15 protein-coding genes, 1 other RNA gene and 1 riboswitch are annotated in these 13,467 nt (G+C 70.2%); of the genes, 7 read left to right on the top strand and 9 right to left on the bottom strand.

The genetic code is table 11. From position 1 onward, the window contains the following. The first annotated feature begins 61 nt into the window (after positions 1-61). Positions 62-979 carry a LysR family transcriptional regulator gene (locus WS49_RS10645; protein ID WP_059527619.1) on the top strand — a complete coding sequence of 306 codons (918 nt, stop codon included), beginning with the start codon at positions 62-64 and terminating at the stop codon, positions 977-979. 89 nt (positions 980-1,068) lie between these two features. Then, positions 1,069-1,959: a prolipoprotein diacylglyceryl transferase gene (gene lgt / locus WS49_RS10640; protein ID WP_059527617.1), complete on the top strand. Its 891-nt coding sequence runs from the start codon at positions 1,069-1,071 to the stop codon at positions 1,957-1,959. Positions 1,960-2,114: 155 nt separating this feature from the next. Here lgt and WS49_RS10635 read toward each other — a convergent pair whose 3' ends face one another. The 5 genes from WS49_RS10635 to WS49_RS10615 form a co-directional block, all read right to left on the bottom strand. Continuing rightward, the gene (locus WS49_RS10635) at positions 2,115-2,855 is read right to left on the bottom strand and encodes an SIMPL domain-containing protein (protein ID WP_059527614.1); all 741 of its coding nucleotides are present in this window, start codon (positions 2,853-2,855) and stop codon (positions 2,115-2,117) included. Positions 2,856-3,073: 218 nt separating this feature from the next. Then, a complete protein-coding gene (locus WS49_RS10630; RefSeq protein WP_059527611.1) occupies positions 3,074-3,535 on the bottom strand; it encodes an EVE domain-containing protein in 462 nt (153 codons plus the stop codon). Positions 3,536-3,643: 108 nt separating this feature from the next. Continuing rightward, positions 3,644-3,825, bottom strand: a non-coding RNA gene (ssrS, locus tag WS49_RS10625) — 6S RNA. Positions 3,826-3,905: 80 nt separating this feature from the next. After that, on the bottom strand, positions 3,906-4,220 hold the full coding sequence (locus tag WS49_RS10620) for a cell division protein ZapA (protein WP_011885730.1): 315 nt from the start codon (positions 4,218-4,220) through the stop codon (positions 3,906-3,908). Continuing rightward, positions 4,217-4,567, bottom strand: coding sequence for a hypothetical protein (locus tag WS49_RS10615; protein WP_059527607.1), 351 nt, complete (start codon positions 4,565-4,567; stop codon positions 4,217-4,219). Before WS49_RS10615 ends, WS49_RS10620 begins: the two co-directional genes overlap by 4 nt. Positions 4,568-4,743: 176 nt before the next feature. Next, positions 4,744-4,996: riboswitch (cobalamin riboswitch) on the top strand. 693 nt (positions 4,997-5,689) lie between these two features. Here WS49_RS10615 and WS49_RS10610 point away from each other — a divergent pair. Genes WS49_RS10610 through cobC form a run of 5 tightly spaced genes read left to right on the top strand, consistent with a single transcriptional unit; the run spans position 5,690 to position 9,940 of the window. After that, a complete protein-coding gene (locus WS49_RS10610) occupies positions 5,690-6,688 on the top strand; it encodes a FecCD family ABC transporter permease (protein ID WP_059528307.1) in 999 nt (332 codons plus the stop codon). Beyond that, on the top strand, positions 6,685-7,497 hold the full coding sequence (locus WS49_RS10605; RefSeq protein WP_059527604.1) for an ABC transporter ATP-binding protein: 813 nt from the start codon (positions 6,685-6,687) through the stop codon (positions 7,495-7,497). The genes WS49_RS10610 and WS49_RS10605 overlap by 4 nt, the downstream gene beginning before the upstream one ends. A gap of 52 nt (positions 7,498-7,549) precedes the next feature. Further along, entirely contained in the window at positions 7,550-8,605 is a 1,056-nt protein-coding gene (gene cobT / locus WS49_RS10600; protein ID WP_059527601.1) for a nicotinate-nucleotide--dimethylbenzimidazole phosphoribosyltransferase, read from the top strand. Beyond that, positions 8,595-9,371 carry an adenosylcobinamide-GDP ribazoletransferase gene (locus WS49_RS10595; RefSeq protein ID WP_059527599.1) on the top strand — a complete coding sequence of 259 codons (777 nt, stop codon included), beginning with the start codon at positions 8,595-8,597 and terminating at the stop codon, positions 9,369-9,371. Before cobT ends, WS49_RS10595 begins: the two co-directional genes overlap by 11 nt. Continuing rightward, complete coding sequence (gene cobC, locus WS49_RS10590) at positions 9,356-9,940, top strand: alpha-ribazole phosphatase (RefSeq protein ID WP_059527591.1); 585 nt, start codon at positions 9,356-9,358, stop codon at positions 9,938-9,940. The genes WS49_RS10595 and cobC overlap by 16 nt, the downstream gene beginning before the upstream one ends. A 47-nt stretch (positions 9,941-9,987) precedes the next feature. On the opposite strand, the gene WS49_RS10585 is transcribed toward cobC, so the two are convergent. The 4 genes from WS49_RS10585 to cobU are packed head-to-tail and all read right to left on the bottom strand — an operon-like array spanning position 9,988 to position 13,406. Further along, positions 9,988-10,899, bottom strand: coding sequence for a cobalamin-binding protein (locus WS49_RS10585; RefSeq protein WP_059527588.1), 912 nt, complete (start codon positions 10,897-10,899; stop codon positions 9,988-9,990). Further along, on the bottom strand, positions 10,896-11,915 hold the full coding sequence (gene cobD, locus WS49_RS10580; RefSeq protein ID WP_059527584.1) for a threonine-phosphate decarboxylase CobD: 1,020 nt from the start codon (positions 11,913-11,915) through the stop codon (positions 10,896-10,898). Before cobD ends, WS49_RS10585 begins: the two co-directional genes overlap by 4 nt. Continuing rightward, a complete protein-coding gene (cbiB, locus tag WS49_RS10575) occupies positions 11,908-12,852 on the bottom strand; it encodes an adenosylcobinamide-phosphate synthase CbiB (RefSeq protein ID WP_059527581.1) in 945 nt (314 codons plus the stop codon). The genes cobD and cbiB overlap by 8 nt, the downstream gene beginning before the upstream one ends. Further along, positions 12,846-13,406, bottom strand: a complete 561-nt coding sequence (gene cobU, locus WS49_RS10570; protein WP_059528305.1) for a bifunctional adenosylcobinamide kinase/adenosylcobinamide-phosphate guanylyltransferase — start codon at positions 13,404-13,406, stop codon at positions 12,846-12,848. The genes cbiB and cobU overlap by 7 nt, the downstream gene beginning before the upstream one ends. Positions 13,407-13,467: the final 61 nt, after the last annotated feature.

Raw genomic sequence — 13,467 nt, 5'->3', positions numbered from 1 at the left:
GGTTTGGGATGTCCAATATATTATTTGTCGCTTATTAAGTCGTTTTGCGAATGAGTGAAATATGGCTGACCCGACGCCCGATCTGCGCCAGTGGCGCTATTTCGTGACCGTTGCCGACGAGCGCCATTTCGGCCGTGCGGCCGAGCGCCTGTCGATGACGCAGCCGCCGCTGTCGCAAGCGATTCGGGCGCTGGAGGACGCGCTCGGCGTCGCGCTGTTCGCGCGTACCAAGCGCTCGGTCGCGCTGACGGCGGTCGGTGCGGCGCTGCTGCCCGACGTCCGCCGGCTGCTCGCGTCGGCCGACGCGCTGCCGCCGCTCGCGCGGCGTCTCGCGCGCGGCGAAGCCGGCTCGCTGTCGCTTGCGTTCGTGTCGACCGCCGATTACGGGCTGTTGCCGTCGCTGCTGCGCGCGTTCGGCGCACGCTATCCTCAGGTGCGGCTGCAACTCGCGGAGGCGACGAGCGACGTGCAGATCGACGAACTCGTCGCGGGCCGCATCGACGCGGGGCTCGTGATTCCGCCGGTGCCGCCGCGCCACGCGGCCGGGCTGTCGTACCTGCCGGTCGTGCGCGAGCCGCTGGTGGTCGCGATGCCGGCGGCCGCGGCGCCCGGCGTGCCCGAAGACGAACCCGTGCATCTGGCCGAGCTGGCCGCGCTGCCGCTCGTCATCTTCCCGCGTCGTTTGGCGCCCGGCTTTTATGACATCATTACGGGCTGCTACGGCGCGGCGGGGGAAACCCCGCGCATCGGCCAGGAGGCGATCCAGATGCAGACGATCGTCAGCCTCGTGTCGGCCGGCATGGGCGTCGCACTGGTGCCGCAGTCGTTGCGTAACCTGCGGCGCACCGGCGTGGTCTACCGGCCGCTCGCCGGCGACGCGCCGGTCGTCGAGACGGGCCTCGTGTGGCGCACGGGCGATGTCAGCCCCGTGCTCGCCGGCTTCATCGACGTCGTGCGCGCGCACGGTCTCGCCGCATGATGCGAACGATGGCGCGCCGGCGCCGTCCAATGCGCGGTGCGGCGCCGGTGGGCGCGCCGTACCGCATTCGAAAACTTCATCGCTAACCCATGATCATTCACCCGAATTTCGACCCCGTAGCGATCCATCTCGGGCCGCTGGCCGTGCGCTGGTACGGCCTCATGTATCTCGTCGGCTTCATCGCGGCGATCGTCGTCGGCCGGATCCGCCTGAAGCTGCCGCACGTCGCGGCGCAGGGCTGGACCGCCAAGGACATCGACGACATGATGTTCTACGGCGTGCTCGGCACCGTGCTCGGCGGCCGGCTCGGCTACGTGCTGTTTTACAAGGCCGACTTCTACTTCTCGCATCCGCTCGACGTGTTCAAGGTGTGGGAAGGCGGGATGTCGTTCCACGGCGGCTTCCTCGGCGTGACGCTCGCGATGGCGCTGTTCGCGTGGCAGCGCAAGCGCCACTGGCTGCAGGTCACCGATTTCGTCGCGCCGATGGTGCCGACGGGGCTCGCGGCGGGGCGGCTCGGCAACTTCATCAACGGCGAGCTGTGGGGCCGCGTGACCGATCCGAACGCGCCGTGGGCGATGTTGTTCCCGGGCGCGATGCGCGACGACGCGGCATGGCTGCCGAAGCATCCGGCGCTCGTCGAGCAGTGGCACCTTGCCGACGTGTTCATGCAGTACCAGATGCTGCCGCGCCATCCTTCGCAGCTCTACGAGATCGCGCTCGAAGGCATTGCGCTGTTCTTCGTGCTGTTCTTCTTCTCGCGCAAGCCGCGGCCGATGGGCGCGATATCCGCGCTGTTCCTGATCGGCTACGGGCTCGCGCGCTTCACGGTCGAATTCGCGCGCGAACCGGACGACTTCCTCGGCCTGCTCGCCCTCGGTCTGTCGATGGGGCAGTGGCTGTCGTTGCCGATGATTCTCGCGGGCATCGCGCTGCTGGTGTGGGCGTATCGTCGCCGCGCGGCGAGCGTGGCGGCTTGATGTTGCATGCGTCATGCGCGAGCTGTGTGACGCATGACGCGTGATGCGATGCGGATGCGCACGATCGGCGTGCGCATCGATCGCAGGATCCCGAATGAAAAACGCCGGCCCGAAGGCCGGCGTTTTCACATCTGCCGCGCGTTGCGCGACGTGCGTTACTTCATCTGCACCGAGCCGTTGACCGTGACCGACACGGTCGCCTTGCCGCCTTCGACCGCGATCGGCGCGCTCATCTTCGCGCTGTCCATCGGTGCCGCGGCCATCGCCATCATGCGCGGGTACGGCTGCACGTTGCGGCTGCCGCCGACGTTCACGTCGCGGATCGAGTAGCTGTTGTAGCCGAAGGCCTTCGCGGCTTCGTCCGCGCGCGCGCGGAACGACTTGATCGCTTCGGTCGTGAGCTTCTGCTCGGCCGCGCGTTGCGCTTCGGGCGACAGCGAGAACTCGACGTTCGCGATCTGCATCTGGTTCGACAACTGGCCCGCGAGCTTCGACGCCGCCGCGAAATCGCGCGATTCGAGCACGACTTCCGTACGGCCGCGCCATGCGGAGATCTTGCCGTCGCGATCGGTGCTCGGATACACGGAGAACGCGCCAGTGTGCGCGGTGACGCCCGATACGCCCTTCGCCTGCGCGAGCGCCGCGTCGGCGCGCTGGTTGAGCGCGGACGTCAGGCTGCCCGGGTCCTTCGCCTGCTGTTCGTAGAACAGCGTGATGTGGATGATGTCTTGCGGCACGTCGGCGCTGGCCTGCGACGACAGCGACAGCACGCCCGCCGGTTCCGGAAAGTGCGGGTTCGCGGTTTGCGCGTGCGCGGCCGGCGACGCAAGCGTCAGCGCGACGGGGATGGCGGCGGCGAGGGCGAGCGACAGCGCGAGTGCGGATTTCTTGGTCATTGTTGGACTCCTTGTGCGAGGGCGCGCATGCGGATCACGCGTGCGCGACGCGGGCGTACCGCGCGACGAAAAAACGGCTGTCGTCCCGATCGGGCGACAGCGGTTGCTTAGGCTGCACGAACGCGCCGCGAGTTCCGTGGCGGCGGCGCGTATTGACCGGATTTGACCTTTGGCGTGTGTCTGTTGCTTGGACTGACGCGTGCGCCGACTGTGTGCGCCTACTTCATCAGCTTTTCGGTGATGAAGCGCCACTCGGCGCGCGTGACGGGTGTGATCGACAGCCGGTTGCCGCGCGCGAGCACGCGCATGTCGGCGAGTTCGTCATGCTCGCGCAGCGCGGCGAGCGGCACGAGCGGCGACTTCTTCACGAAGCGCACGTCGACGAGCAGCCAGCGCGGTGATTCCTGCGTCGACTTCGGATCGTAATACGGGCTTTTCGGATCGAACTGGGTGGGGTCGGGGTAGGGCGTCGACGAGACTTCGGCGAGGCCCGCGATGCCCGGCTCGGGGCAGCTCGAGTGATAGAACAGCACGCCGTCGCCGATCTTCATCGTGTCGCGCATGAAATTGCGCGCCTGATAATTGCGCACACCGGTCCACGGCAGCGAGTGCTGCGGCGCGTGCGCGAGATCGTCAATGCTTGCTTCGTCCGGTTCGGACTTCATGAGCCAGTATTGCATGGATCGTAATCGACGCAGAAAGGGCATGAAGGTCTGTTTGCATGCGCGCTTCGCATGCAAACAGACCCTGAAAAAGGAAACGGCATCGGGGTCCCCGATGCCGTTGGATAGGCCCCCGCCTTGGCCGCTAGGCCGGCATCCTGAACCTGAGGTTCAGAATTGGTCGCAGTTAGCAGCACTTCGGGTACATCAGACAGAGTGACGCGCGCGCCCGTGCTACAAATTTCCGCAACCGTGCACATGGCATTGGTTCAAGGAATATATGACCTTGGCGAACCAGGCAGGGAAGCTGACTGAACTGTGTTTCGTTGCGCCAATTTGACCACCGTTGATCGCCGAGATCAAGGGGAATCGACGCATCGATCAAACGTTACTGCGTCTCGTGCTGTGCGAGCACCGCGCCGAGCTGTTCGTTCATCTGGTGCATTGTACGACGGATTTCTTCCGCCGGAAATGCTTCACCGTGACGCACGCTCGTTTGCAGTCGCAGCAATTCGGATGCGAGCGACAGGGCCGCCATCACCGCGATACGGTCGGTGCCGCGCACCGAACTGTTCGCGCGGATCTTCGACATTTCGGCGTCGACGCGTGCGACGGCCTCGAGCAGCGCCGCTTCGGTCTCGGCCGAACAGGCGAGCCGATAGGGCTGACCGAGAATCGAGACTTCGATCTGCTTGGTGCTCATGCATGTTCTCCGTGGCTGGCCGCGTCGTCGCCATCCGTGCGCGCCTGCGCATCCAGCAGGTCGAGCTGGTTGTCGGCTTGCTCCGCGCTCTTCGTACGCGGCAGTTTTTCGAGAATCGCGTTCAGTTTGACCTGGGCGTCGTCGATCTTTGCCGACAGCGTGTCGCGCTCGGCCGCGAGCGCATTGCGTTCGTCGCGCAGTTGCGCGAGTTCCGCGCGGACCGTGTCCGCTTCCGCGCGCATTTGCGCGACTTGCTCCTCGAGCGCGAGCCGTTCCGAGTGATAGCGCTTGTTCAGCGAGATCAGACGGCCAATATTTTGAGATAAGGTTTCGAGTTCGTTGAGCATTTGCTGCGTCCTCTAAAGACCCAGCATTTTAGCGCGGAATAACGCGCATTCCGACATCTGTAACGTTTCCAGTCGTAACACCCCGGCTTCTTGCCGCGAATACACGCCTGCGGCGCGTTCGCCGCGCGCTCCCGGCATACGTTCGGCCGCTTTCTTGACGCTCGCGCGACCCGCTCCTAAACTGGCGCCGCCTCGGTGCTCGCGCGTGCGTCGCGCGGTTAAACGGGAAGCAGGGCGCGCGCTCCGCATGGAGATCGCCAACCTGCGCTGCCCCCGCAACGGTAAGCGGCCGCGTCGGACGACGCAGGCCGGCTCGGGCGCGTTTCGCGTGCAGGTCGCACGCGGACGCGGGCCACTGCGCGTGATCCGCGCGGGAAGGCGAGCCGGTACGCCGCCAGCCCGGATACCGGCCGAGGCGAGGAGCCTGCACGGCTTCATGACGCGCGGCCTGCGGGGAAGCGGGGCGCGCAGTGCTTCACGGGACTTGTCTTCGATGCTGACCCCAATCGTCCGCACGGCCTCCGGCGCACGCCGCGGCGTGCCGCATCCCGCCGTCGTGCGCGTCGCGGCGGCGGCTGGTTCGCCCGGATCGACGACGCAGGTCGTTGCGGCGCCGGGACCGGTCGCGCCGCGCGCCGATGCACCGCTGCCGCCGGAAGTCGCGATCACCGCGCCGATCACGCCTGACGGCGACGCAAGCGCGATGCCGATCGACCCGATGCGGCGGCTTCCACTATATTGCGCAGAATGTCGGCCGCACGCAGGTGCGGCTCGATGGGTCGTGGTCGTGTCACGCCGGTGCGACCGACGTTCGGCCTGCCGATCGCTTGCGGGATGCGATCGGCGAATCGCGGGAATCGGGGTGCCGTTCGTGGCGCGCGCTATTGTGCGCCATCGGCCGCGCATCGCTGGCTTTGCCGCACACGGGCACGGCATCCGCACCGTGCGCGCGACGACATCACCGGGTCGCGGTTCGCCCGTGCATGCATCAACAACCTGTTCGACGAGGATGACGAGCTTGCGTATACCTGCCACACGCCGAAGCGCGACACCGGTGCCGCGCCCGGCGGACAACGACGGTCAGCGGAAGCGTCGTGCGTCGTGCGCGACGCCGCGCGGCGCATGAGCGCCGCGCGTGCCGCCGCGATCTGGGCCGCGCTCGCGGCCGTGGTCGCGTTGCTGTTCGTCGCATCGCTGTCGATCGGCAGCGTGCCGATGTCGCCGTGGCAGGCGCTCGCGTCGCTCGTGCCGCACGGCGGCGACGCATTGTTCGCCGACATCGTGCGCACGCTGCGGCTGCCGCGTGCGCTCGCGGGGTTCGCGTGCGGCGCGTTGCTTGCGCTGGCCGGTGCACTGCTCCAGGTGCTGTTGCGCAATCCGCTCGCGGAGCCGTATGTGCTCGGCGTGTCCGGCGGCGCGGCCGGCTTCGCGCTCGTCGCGATGATCGCGGGCGGCGCGTGGTGGCTCGTCGATGCATCCGCATTCGCCGGCGCGCTCGTGTCGGTCGCGCTCGTGCTCGGCCTTGCTCGCCGCGAGCTGTGGCGCGGCGACTCGCGCGACGCGTCGCCGCGGCTGCTCCTCACGGGTGTCGTGATCGCGGCCGGGTGGGGCGCGCTCGTCACGCTGCTGCTGTCGCTCGCGCCCGATGCGCGACTGCGCGGCATCATCTTCTGGCTGACGGGCGACCTGAACGGCGTGACGGCGCCGTGGTTCGCATGGGGGGCGCTGCTGGTGGCGGCATGCGTCGCGCTGCCGGCCGCGCCGCAGCTCAACGTGCTGCTGCGCGGCGACGCGACCGCACTCGCGCTCGGCGTGCCGGTCGCGCGCGTTCGCGTGCGGATCTACCTCGTCGCGTCGCTGGCCGCCGCGGCCGCGGTGACGACGGCTGGCACGATCGGTTTCGTCGGCCTCGTCGTGCCGCACGCGCTGCGGCTCGCATTCGGCAACGACCAGCGCATGCTGCTGCCGGCCGCAATGCTCGCGGGCGGCGGCGGCGTGATGGCCGCCGACCTGCTCGCGCGCACCGCGATCGCGCCCGCGCAATTGCCGGTCGGCGTGATGACCGCGTTGATCGGCGTGCCGGTGTTCCTGTGGATGTTGCTGAGGAGACCGATGCGATGACGCACGCCGCACCGCGCACTGCCGGCGAAATGACCTATGCGGCGATCGATCTCACGCTGACGGCCGGCGAACGGACGCTGCTCGACGGCTTCACGCAGGCGTTCCGTCCCGGCGAGATCTGGTGTGTCGCGGGGCCGAACGGCGCGGGCAAGACGACGCTGCTCGCGACGCTCGCGGGCCTGCAGCGACCGGCCGGCGGCCACGTCGAGATCGACGGCCGGCCGCTCGCCGCATGGCCGCCCGAACAGCTCGCACGGCGCCGCGCACTGATGCCGCAGCAATTGCACGACGCGTTCAGCGCGACGGTATTCGACACGGTGCTGCTCAACCGCTTTCCGTATCTCGGCGGCTGGGGCTGGGAGCGCGACGGCGACCGCGCGGCCGCGCGCGACGCGCTCGCGACGTTCGGGCTGACCGCACTCGCGTCGCGCGACGTGCTGTCGCTGTCGGGCGGCGAGCGACAGCGCGTCGCGCTGGCCGCGACGCTGTGCCAGGACGCGCCGCTGATGCTGCTCGACGAACCGCTCGCGCACCTTGACCTGCATCATCAGATCGATGGCCTGACCGCGCTGAGCGCATGGCTCGACGCGGGTCCGCGCACGGTGCTGTTTTCGTGCCACGACCTGAATCTCGCGCGGCGTTACGCGACGCATGCGCTGTTGCTCGACGGCCGCGGCCATGCGTGGGCGGGCCCCGTGCACGACGTGCTGACGCCGGCGCGTGCGAGCGACGCGTTCGGCTATCCGCTCGTGCTGATCCGCGAGAACGGCCGCGACGCGCTGCTGCCCGCGTGGCCCGAGCGACGATGAACTTCCTTCTTTCGATGCGCGGCACCGGCCGCGCCAACGAGGCAACCTTCCGATGACGAATCCGACCGACTTCCCGCCCGCGATCGCGCCGCTCGACGAGACGCTGCGCAAGCGCCTGCAGCATGTGATCGATCACAAGACCAAGCCGCCCGGCAGTCTCGGCCAGCTCGAGGCGCTCGCGCTGCAGGTCGGCCTGATCCAGCGCACCGAGACGCCGCACGTACAGCGTCCGGTGACGATCGTGTTCGCGGGCGACCACGGGATCGCGGCCGAGGGCGTGAGCCCGTATCCGCAGGCGGTCACCGCGCAGATGGTCGCCAACTTCCTGGCCGGCGGCGCGGCGATCAATGCGTTCTCGGGTGTCGCGCAGAGCGTGCTCGAGATCGTCGATGCGGGCGTCGCGTCGCCGCTGCCGGTGTCCGACCGGCTCGTGTCGCTGCCGGTCGCGCGCGGCACGCGCAACTTCGCGGCCGAACCGGCGATGACGCCCGACGAGGCGCGGACGGCGCTCGCCGCCGGTGCGGCGCGCGTGCGCCTGCACGCCTCGCTCGGCACGAACGTGATCGGCTTCGGCGAAATGGGGATCGCGAACACGTCGTCGGCCGCGTGCCTGATGAGCCGGCTGCTCGACGTGCCGATCGACGCGTGCGTCGGGCGCGGCACGGGCCTCGACGACCAGGGGCTCGCGCACAAGCGCGCGGTGCTCGGCCGCGCGCTCGTCCGGCATTCGCATGCGATCGCGCCGCTCGACGTGCTCGCGACGTTCGGCGGTTTCGAGATCGCGATGATGACGGGCGCGTATCTCGCGGCCGCGAGCGAGCGGATGACGATCCTCGTCGACGGCTTCATCGCCACGGCCGCGCTGTTGGTCGCCGAGCGCATCGCGCCCGGCGTGCGCGACTACTGCGTGTTCTCGCACGCGTCGCACGAGGCCGGGCACCGGCGCATGCTCGAGCATTTCGGCGCGAAGCCGCTGCTCGCGCTCGACCTGCGTCTCGGCGAAGGCACGGGCGCCGCGCTTGCGCTGCCGCTGGTGCGCGCGGCGGTCGCGTTCCTTACCGAGATGGCGAGCTTCGAATCCGCGGGCGTCGACAATCGTGACGCCTGAGCGCGCGAACGGTGTACGCGCCGAACTGCGCTATTTCTTCGTCGCGCTCGGCTATTTCACGCGCGTGCCGGTGCCGCGCGCGATCGGCTACGCCGCCGGCGATCTCGACCAGGCCGCACGTTACTTCCCGCTGGTCGGCGCGTGCGTCGGCGCGTGGGGCGCGCTCGTCTATCTCGCGGCACTGCGCGTGTTGCCCGCGTCGATCGCGGTCGGCGTGTCGATGGCCGCGACGCTGCTCGCGACCGGCGCGTTCCACGAGGATGGCCTGGCCGACAGCTGCGATGCGTTCGGCGGCGGCTACGCGCGAGACGACGTGCTGCGCATCATGCACGATTCGCGAATCGGCACGTTCGGCGCGGTCGCGCTCGTGATCGCGCTCGGCCTGAAATGGCAGGCGCTCGCGGCCATGCCGCCGCTGCGCGCCGCGTGGACGATGATCGCCGCGCATGCGGCGAGCCGCGCGGCGGCCGTGAGCCTGCTGATGTCGCTCGACTATGTCCGGCCGGAAGGCAAGGCGAAGCCGGTCGCGCAACGCATGGGCGCACGCGCGGCCTGGATCGCGGCCGCATTCGGGCTGCCGTGGCTGTTCTGGCCGGACTGGCGCGCGGGCCTCGCGGCGCTCGTCGCGCTCGCGCTCGTGCGCGCATGGGCGGCCCGCTATTTCGTGAAGCGGATCGGCGGGTATACGGGCGACTGCCTCGGCTTCGCGCAGCAGTTGAGCGAACTGGCGATCTATCTCGTGGTGCTCGGATGGATCTCGTCCTGATTCGCCATCCGGCCGTCGATGTCGAACCGGGCGTTTGCTACGGATGCAGCGACGTGCCGCTCGCCGCATCGGCCGAGGCGGGGGCGCGGGCCGTGTGTGAGCGTCTGGCGGCGCTCGGGGCGCCGTTGCCCGGGCAGGTCTGGACGAGCCCGCTGACGCGTTGCGCGTCGGTCGCCGAGCGGCTCGCGCAGGCGTTCGACGTGCCGCTGCGGCGTGACGCGGGCTGGCAGGAAATGGACTTCGGCGCGTGGGAGCTGCGGCGCTGGGACGATATCGACCGCGCGGCGCTCGATGCGTGGGCGGCCGACCTGATGCATGCGTGCGCGCATGGCGGCGAAAGCGTCGCACGGTTCGCCGCGCGCGTCGCGCGGATCGCGGACGCGGTCGCGCGGACCGACGCGCCGCTATGGGCGCTCACGCACGCAGGCGTGATTCGCGCATTCGCGTCGCATGCGTTGCGCGTGCCGCTCGATACGCTGTTGTCGCGACCGGTGCCGACGGGCGGCGTCGTCTGGTTGCGGACGGAGGATGCCGCCCGCACATGGGACGTCGTCCACTGGGACGCTTAGGCGACCGCTTGCTCGCCTGACGCGCGGAAGGGCATCGAAGCCCGAAATCAGCGCGCCGGCCGCCGCGCCCGCGCGGCGTCGAGATCCTCGCACAGCGCGGCCGCGCCTTGCGCGATCCGCGGCGATGGCCGGGTCAGCAGATCGCCGTCGATCGCGAACAGGTTGTTGCGCGCCACGGCCGTCAGCGCGGGCCATGCACGCCAGCGCGCAAGGCTCGGCAGCGGTGCGTCCGAACGTGTCGCGCCGGCACTCGTCGTCACGATCGCTTCCGGATTCGCCGCAAGCACGGCCTCGTCGGTGACGGTCGGCGCGAGCGGCTTCAGCGCCGCGAACACGTTGCGGCCGCCGCACAGCGAGATGACTTCGTTGAACAGATGCGTGCCGTTGAGCGTCGTCAACGGGCGGTCCCATACCTGGAAGAACATCGTGACCGGCGGGCGTGCCGCGTAACGCGCGCGCAGCGCCGCGATGTCGCGCGAGAACGATACCGCTGCCGCGTCGGCGACCGGCTCGGTACCGAGCAGCGTGCCGAGCCGGCGCAGTGACGTGGCCACGTCGTCGAGATGTTTCGGTTCACTGAAGAACAGCGGAATGTGCAGCGCACGCAGCGCATCGGTTTGCCGCTCGGCGTTGCCGTGCCGCCAGACGACGATCAGGTCGGGCTTCAGCGCGGCGATTCGCTCGAGGTCGAGCGCCTTGTTGTCGCCGACACGCGGCACGGCCTGCGCGGCGGGCGGGTAGTCGCTGTACGTGACCGTGCCGACCAGTTTCGCACCGCCGCCGGCCGCGTAGACCAGCTCGGTCGCATGCGGCGCGAGGCTGATCACGCGTTGCGCCGGTGCGGGCAGTGTGACGGTATTGCCGGCATCGTCGCGGGTCGTCACGTCGGCGTGAGCGAAGGGCGCGAGCGCGATCAGCGACGCGAGGGCCGGCAGCCGGCGGAGCAGGCAGGCGGTCATGCGGCTGCCTGTGGCAGCGTCGGGACACACTGCGAGAGTGCGTCGGCGACGCGCCGCCATTCGGCTTCGTTGCCCGGCAGGCCGACGCGCACGCTCGACGGTCGTGCAAAGTATCGCGTCCAGATCCCGTGTGCGGCGAGCGCCGCGTGCAGCGCGGCGGCGCGCGGGTCGTCGGTCCAGCTGAACAGCGGCGTCGCGTGCACCGCGAAGCCGTGCGTGCGCAGCAGCGCGGCGAGGCGCTCGCCGTCGGCCGCGAGCCGCATGCGCGCGGCGGCCTGCCATGCGTGGTCGGCGAATGCGGCGGCGACCGCGTGACGCGCGGGGCCGCTGACGGTCCACGCGCCGAGCATGTCGCGCAGCGCGGCGACCAGCTCGGGACGGGCGAGCACGAAGCCGGCTCGAATGCCGGCGAGTCCGAAGAACTTGCCGACCGAGCGCAGCACGACGAGGCCCGGACGATCGGTGAATTGCGCGAGCGACGGCGTGGCGCCCGTATCCGCGAATGCCTCGTCGACGATGAGCGTGCCGCCGCGTGCCGACAGCTGCGCATGCCAGCCGAGCAGCCGTTCGGCCGGAACGAGTTCGGCGGTCGGATTATTCGGATTCCCGACGATGACGTGACGCAGCGACGCGGGCAACACCTCCGCGCCGATGTCGAGCGCGACGACGCGATGGCCGTGGCGCGCGAACGCAGGGGCGTATTCGCCATACGCGAGCGCGGCGACACCGGCGTCGCCGGTCGGGAGCAGCGCGGGCAACGCGCGGATCGCGGCCTGGCTGCCGGCGACCGGCAGCACGTGTGCGGCATCGGGGGCGTGGTAGTAGCCGGACGCGCATGCGGCGAGCGTATCGTCGTCGTCGGGCAGCCGGCGCCATGCGTCGGCCGGGACCGGCGGCACCGGATAGCCGACCGGATTGATGCCGGTCGACAGGTCGAGCCACGCGTCGTACGGAATGCCGTGGCGGCGCGCGGCTTCGTGCAGGTTGCCGCCGTGCGGGATGCGTGCGTCAGACATGATGGGTAGCGAGGATGAGTGCGCCGCCCGCGACGAGCAGTGCGAGCCACAGCGCGAGCGTGCGCGTGACGAGCGACAGCGCGGCGACGACGTGCACGGCCGTCGCCGGCGCGCCGGTGCCGAGCGCGGGACGGTCTTCGATTTCGCCGTGATAGACGGCCGGGCCGCCGAGCTGCACGTTCAGGCTGCCGGCGCCCGCGGCCATCACGGGGCCCGCGTTCGGGCTGTCCCAGTGGCGCGCCTGCGTGCGCCAGCAGCGCCATGCTGCGGCCGTGTCGCCGAGCAGCGCGTAGCTCGCGGCGGTGAGGCGCGCGGGAATCCAGTTGAGCGCGTCGTCGAGGCGCGCGGCGGCCCAGCCGAACGTCAGGAAGCGCGGCGTGCGGTAGCCCCACATCGCGTCGAGCGTGTTCGCGAGCCGGAACAGCAGCGCGCCGGGGCCGCCCGCGACGACGAACCAGAAGAGCGCGCCGAAGATCGCGTCGTTGCCGTTCTCGAGCGCCGATTCGACGGCCGCGCGCGACAGCGCGCCTTCGTCGGCTTCGCTGGTGTCGCGCGATACGATGCGCGCGGTCAGCGCGCGCGCGGCGTCGAGGTCGTGCCGCAGCAGCGCGGCGGCGATCGGGGCGACGTGGTCGCCGAGGCTTTTCGCGCCGAGCGCGAACCACAGCAGCGCGACGTGCAGTGCGGCCGCGAGCGGCCAGGGCAGCACGGCCGCGAGCCACGCGGCGAAGGCCACCGGCGGCACCACCGCCGCGAGCCACGCGGCGACGCCGACCATGCGGCCGCGCCGCCCCGTGTTCAGTGCGCCTTCGATGCGCGCGGCGAGCCGGCCGAACGCGACGAGCGGATGCCAGCCGGCCGGTTCGCCGACGATGCGATCGACGATCGCGGCCGCGACCGCGAGCATCGCGACGACCGGCAGCGACAGCATCAGCATGACGGCGCTCCCGCCTTGAGTTCGAGCGGCAGCCCGGCGACCAGCAGCGTCACGCGCGTCGCGAGCGCGGCGATGCGTTGGTTCAGTCGCCCGAGTTCGTCGACGTAGCGGCGCGTGACCGACCCGAGCGGCACGACGCCGAGCCCGATTTCGTTGCTGACGACGATCACCTTCGCGCGCGCACCGCGCAACGCGTGCTCGAGCCGCTCGACCTGCGCCGCATACTGCGCGTCGTCGAGCGGTTCGCCGTCGAGCGGGCACAGCAGGTTCGTGAGCCACAGCGTCAGGCAGTCGACGAGCAGGCACGCGCGCGGATCGTCGAGCCGCGCGAGCGTGCCGGCGAGGTCGACGGGCGCGTCGGCGAAGCCCCAGTCGGCCGGCCGGCGCGCGCGGTGATGCGCGATGCGCCGTTCGAATTCGGCATCGGCGGCCGTCGCGGCCGCGGTCGCGATATAGGTGACGGGGCGGCCGCTGTCGGCGGCGAGCCGCTCGGCGTGCGCGCTCTTGCCCGAGCGCGCGCCGCCGAGGACGAAAGTGAGGTCGTGCGGAATCATCGCGTGATTGTAACGGCGCACGCGTGGCGGCGCGGGCGATAATGCGGCCTTTGCTTCGCCA

It is taken from the genome of Burkholderia sp. RF7-non_BP4, assembly GCF_001521935.1.
In the GTDB taxonomy this organism is placed as follows: Bacteria; Pseudomonadota; Gammaproteobacteria; order Burkholderiales; family Burkholderiaceae; genus Burkholderia; species Burkholderia diffusa.
Note: the sequence above shows the minus strand (reverse complement) of the source record. Positions and strands in the feature narration are given on the sequence as shown.

Coding starts and splice junctions, on each gene's coding strand:
- cobU (WP_059528305.1), bottom strand. CDS start 13,406: ATGATTCCGCACGACCTCACTTTCGTCCTCGGCGGCGCGCGCTCGGGC.
- WS49_RS10605 (WP_059527604.1), top strand. CDS start 6,685: ATGACGCACGCCGCACCGCGCACTGCCGGCGAAATGACCTATGCGGCG.
- WS49_RS10585 (WP_059527588.1), bottom strand. CDS start 10,899: ATGACCGCCTGCCTGCTCCGCCGGCTGCCGGCCCTCGCGTCGCTGATC.
- lgt (WP_059527617.1), top strand. CDS start 1,069: ATGATCATTCACCCGAATTTCGACCCCGTAGCGATCCATCTCGGGCCG.
- cobD (WP_059527584.1), bottom strand. CDS start 11,915: ATGTCTGACGCACGCATCCCGCACGGCGGCAACCTGCACGAAGCCGCG.
- cobC (WP_059527591.1), top strand. CDS start 9,356: ATGGATCTCGTCCTGATTCGCCATCCGGCCGTCGATGTCGAACCGGGC.
- WS49_RS10645 (WP_059527619.1), top strand. CDS start 62: ATGGCTGACCCGACGCCCGATCTGCGCCAGTGGCGCTATTTCGTGACC.
- cobT (WP_059527601.1), top strand. CDS start 7,550: ATGACGAATCCGACCGACTTCCCGCCCGCGATCGCGCCGCTCGACGAG.
- WS49_RS10620 (WP_011885730.1), bottom strand. CDS start 4,220: ATGAGCACCAAGCAGATCGAAGTCTCGATTCTCGGTCAGCCCTATCGG.
- WS49_RS10635 (WP_059527614.1), bottom strand. CDS start 2,855: ATGACCAAGAAATCCGCACTCGCGCTGTCGCTCGCCCTCGCCGCCGCC.
- WS49_RS10610 (WP_059528307.1), top strand. CDS start 5,690: ATGAGCGCCGCGCGTGCCGCCGCGATCTGGGCCGCGCTCGCGGCCGTG.
- cbiB (WP_059527581.1), bottom strand. CDS start 12,852: ATGCTGATGCTGTCGCTGCCGGTCGTCGCGATGCTCGCGGTCGCGGCC.
- WS49_RS10615 (WP_059527607.1), bottom strand. CDS start 4,567: ATGCTCAACGAACTCGAAACCTTATCTCAAAATATTGGCCGTCTGATC.
- WS49_RS10630 (WP_059527611.1), bottom strand. CDS start 3,535: ATGCAATACTGGCTCATGAAGTCCGAACCGGACGAAGCAAGCATTGAC.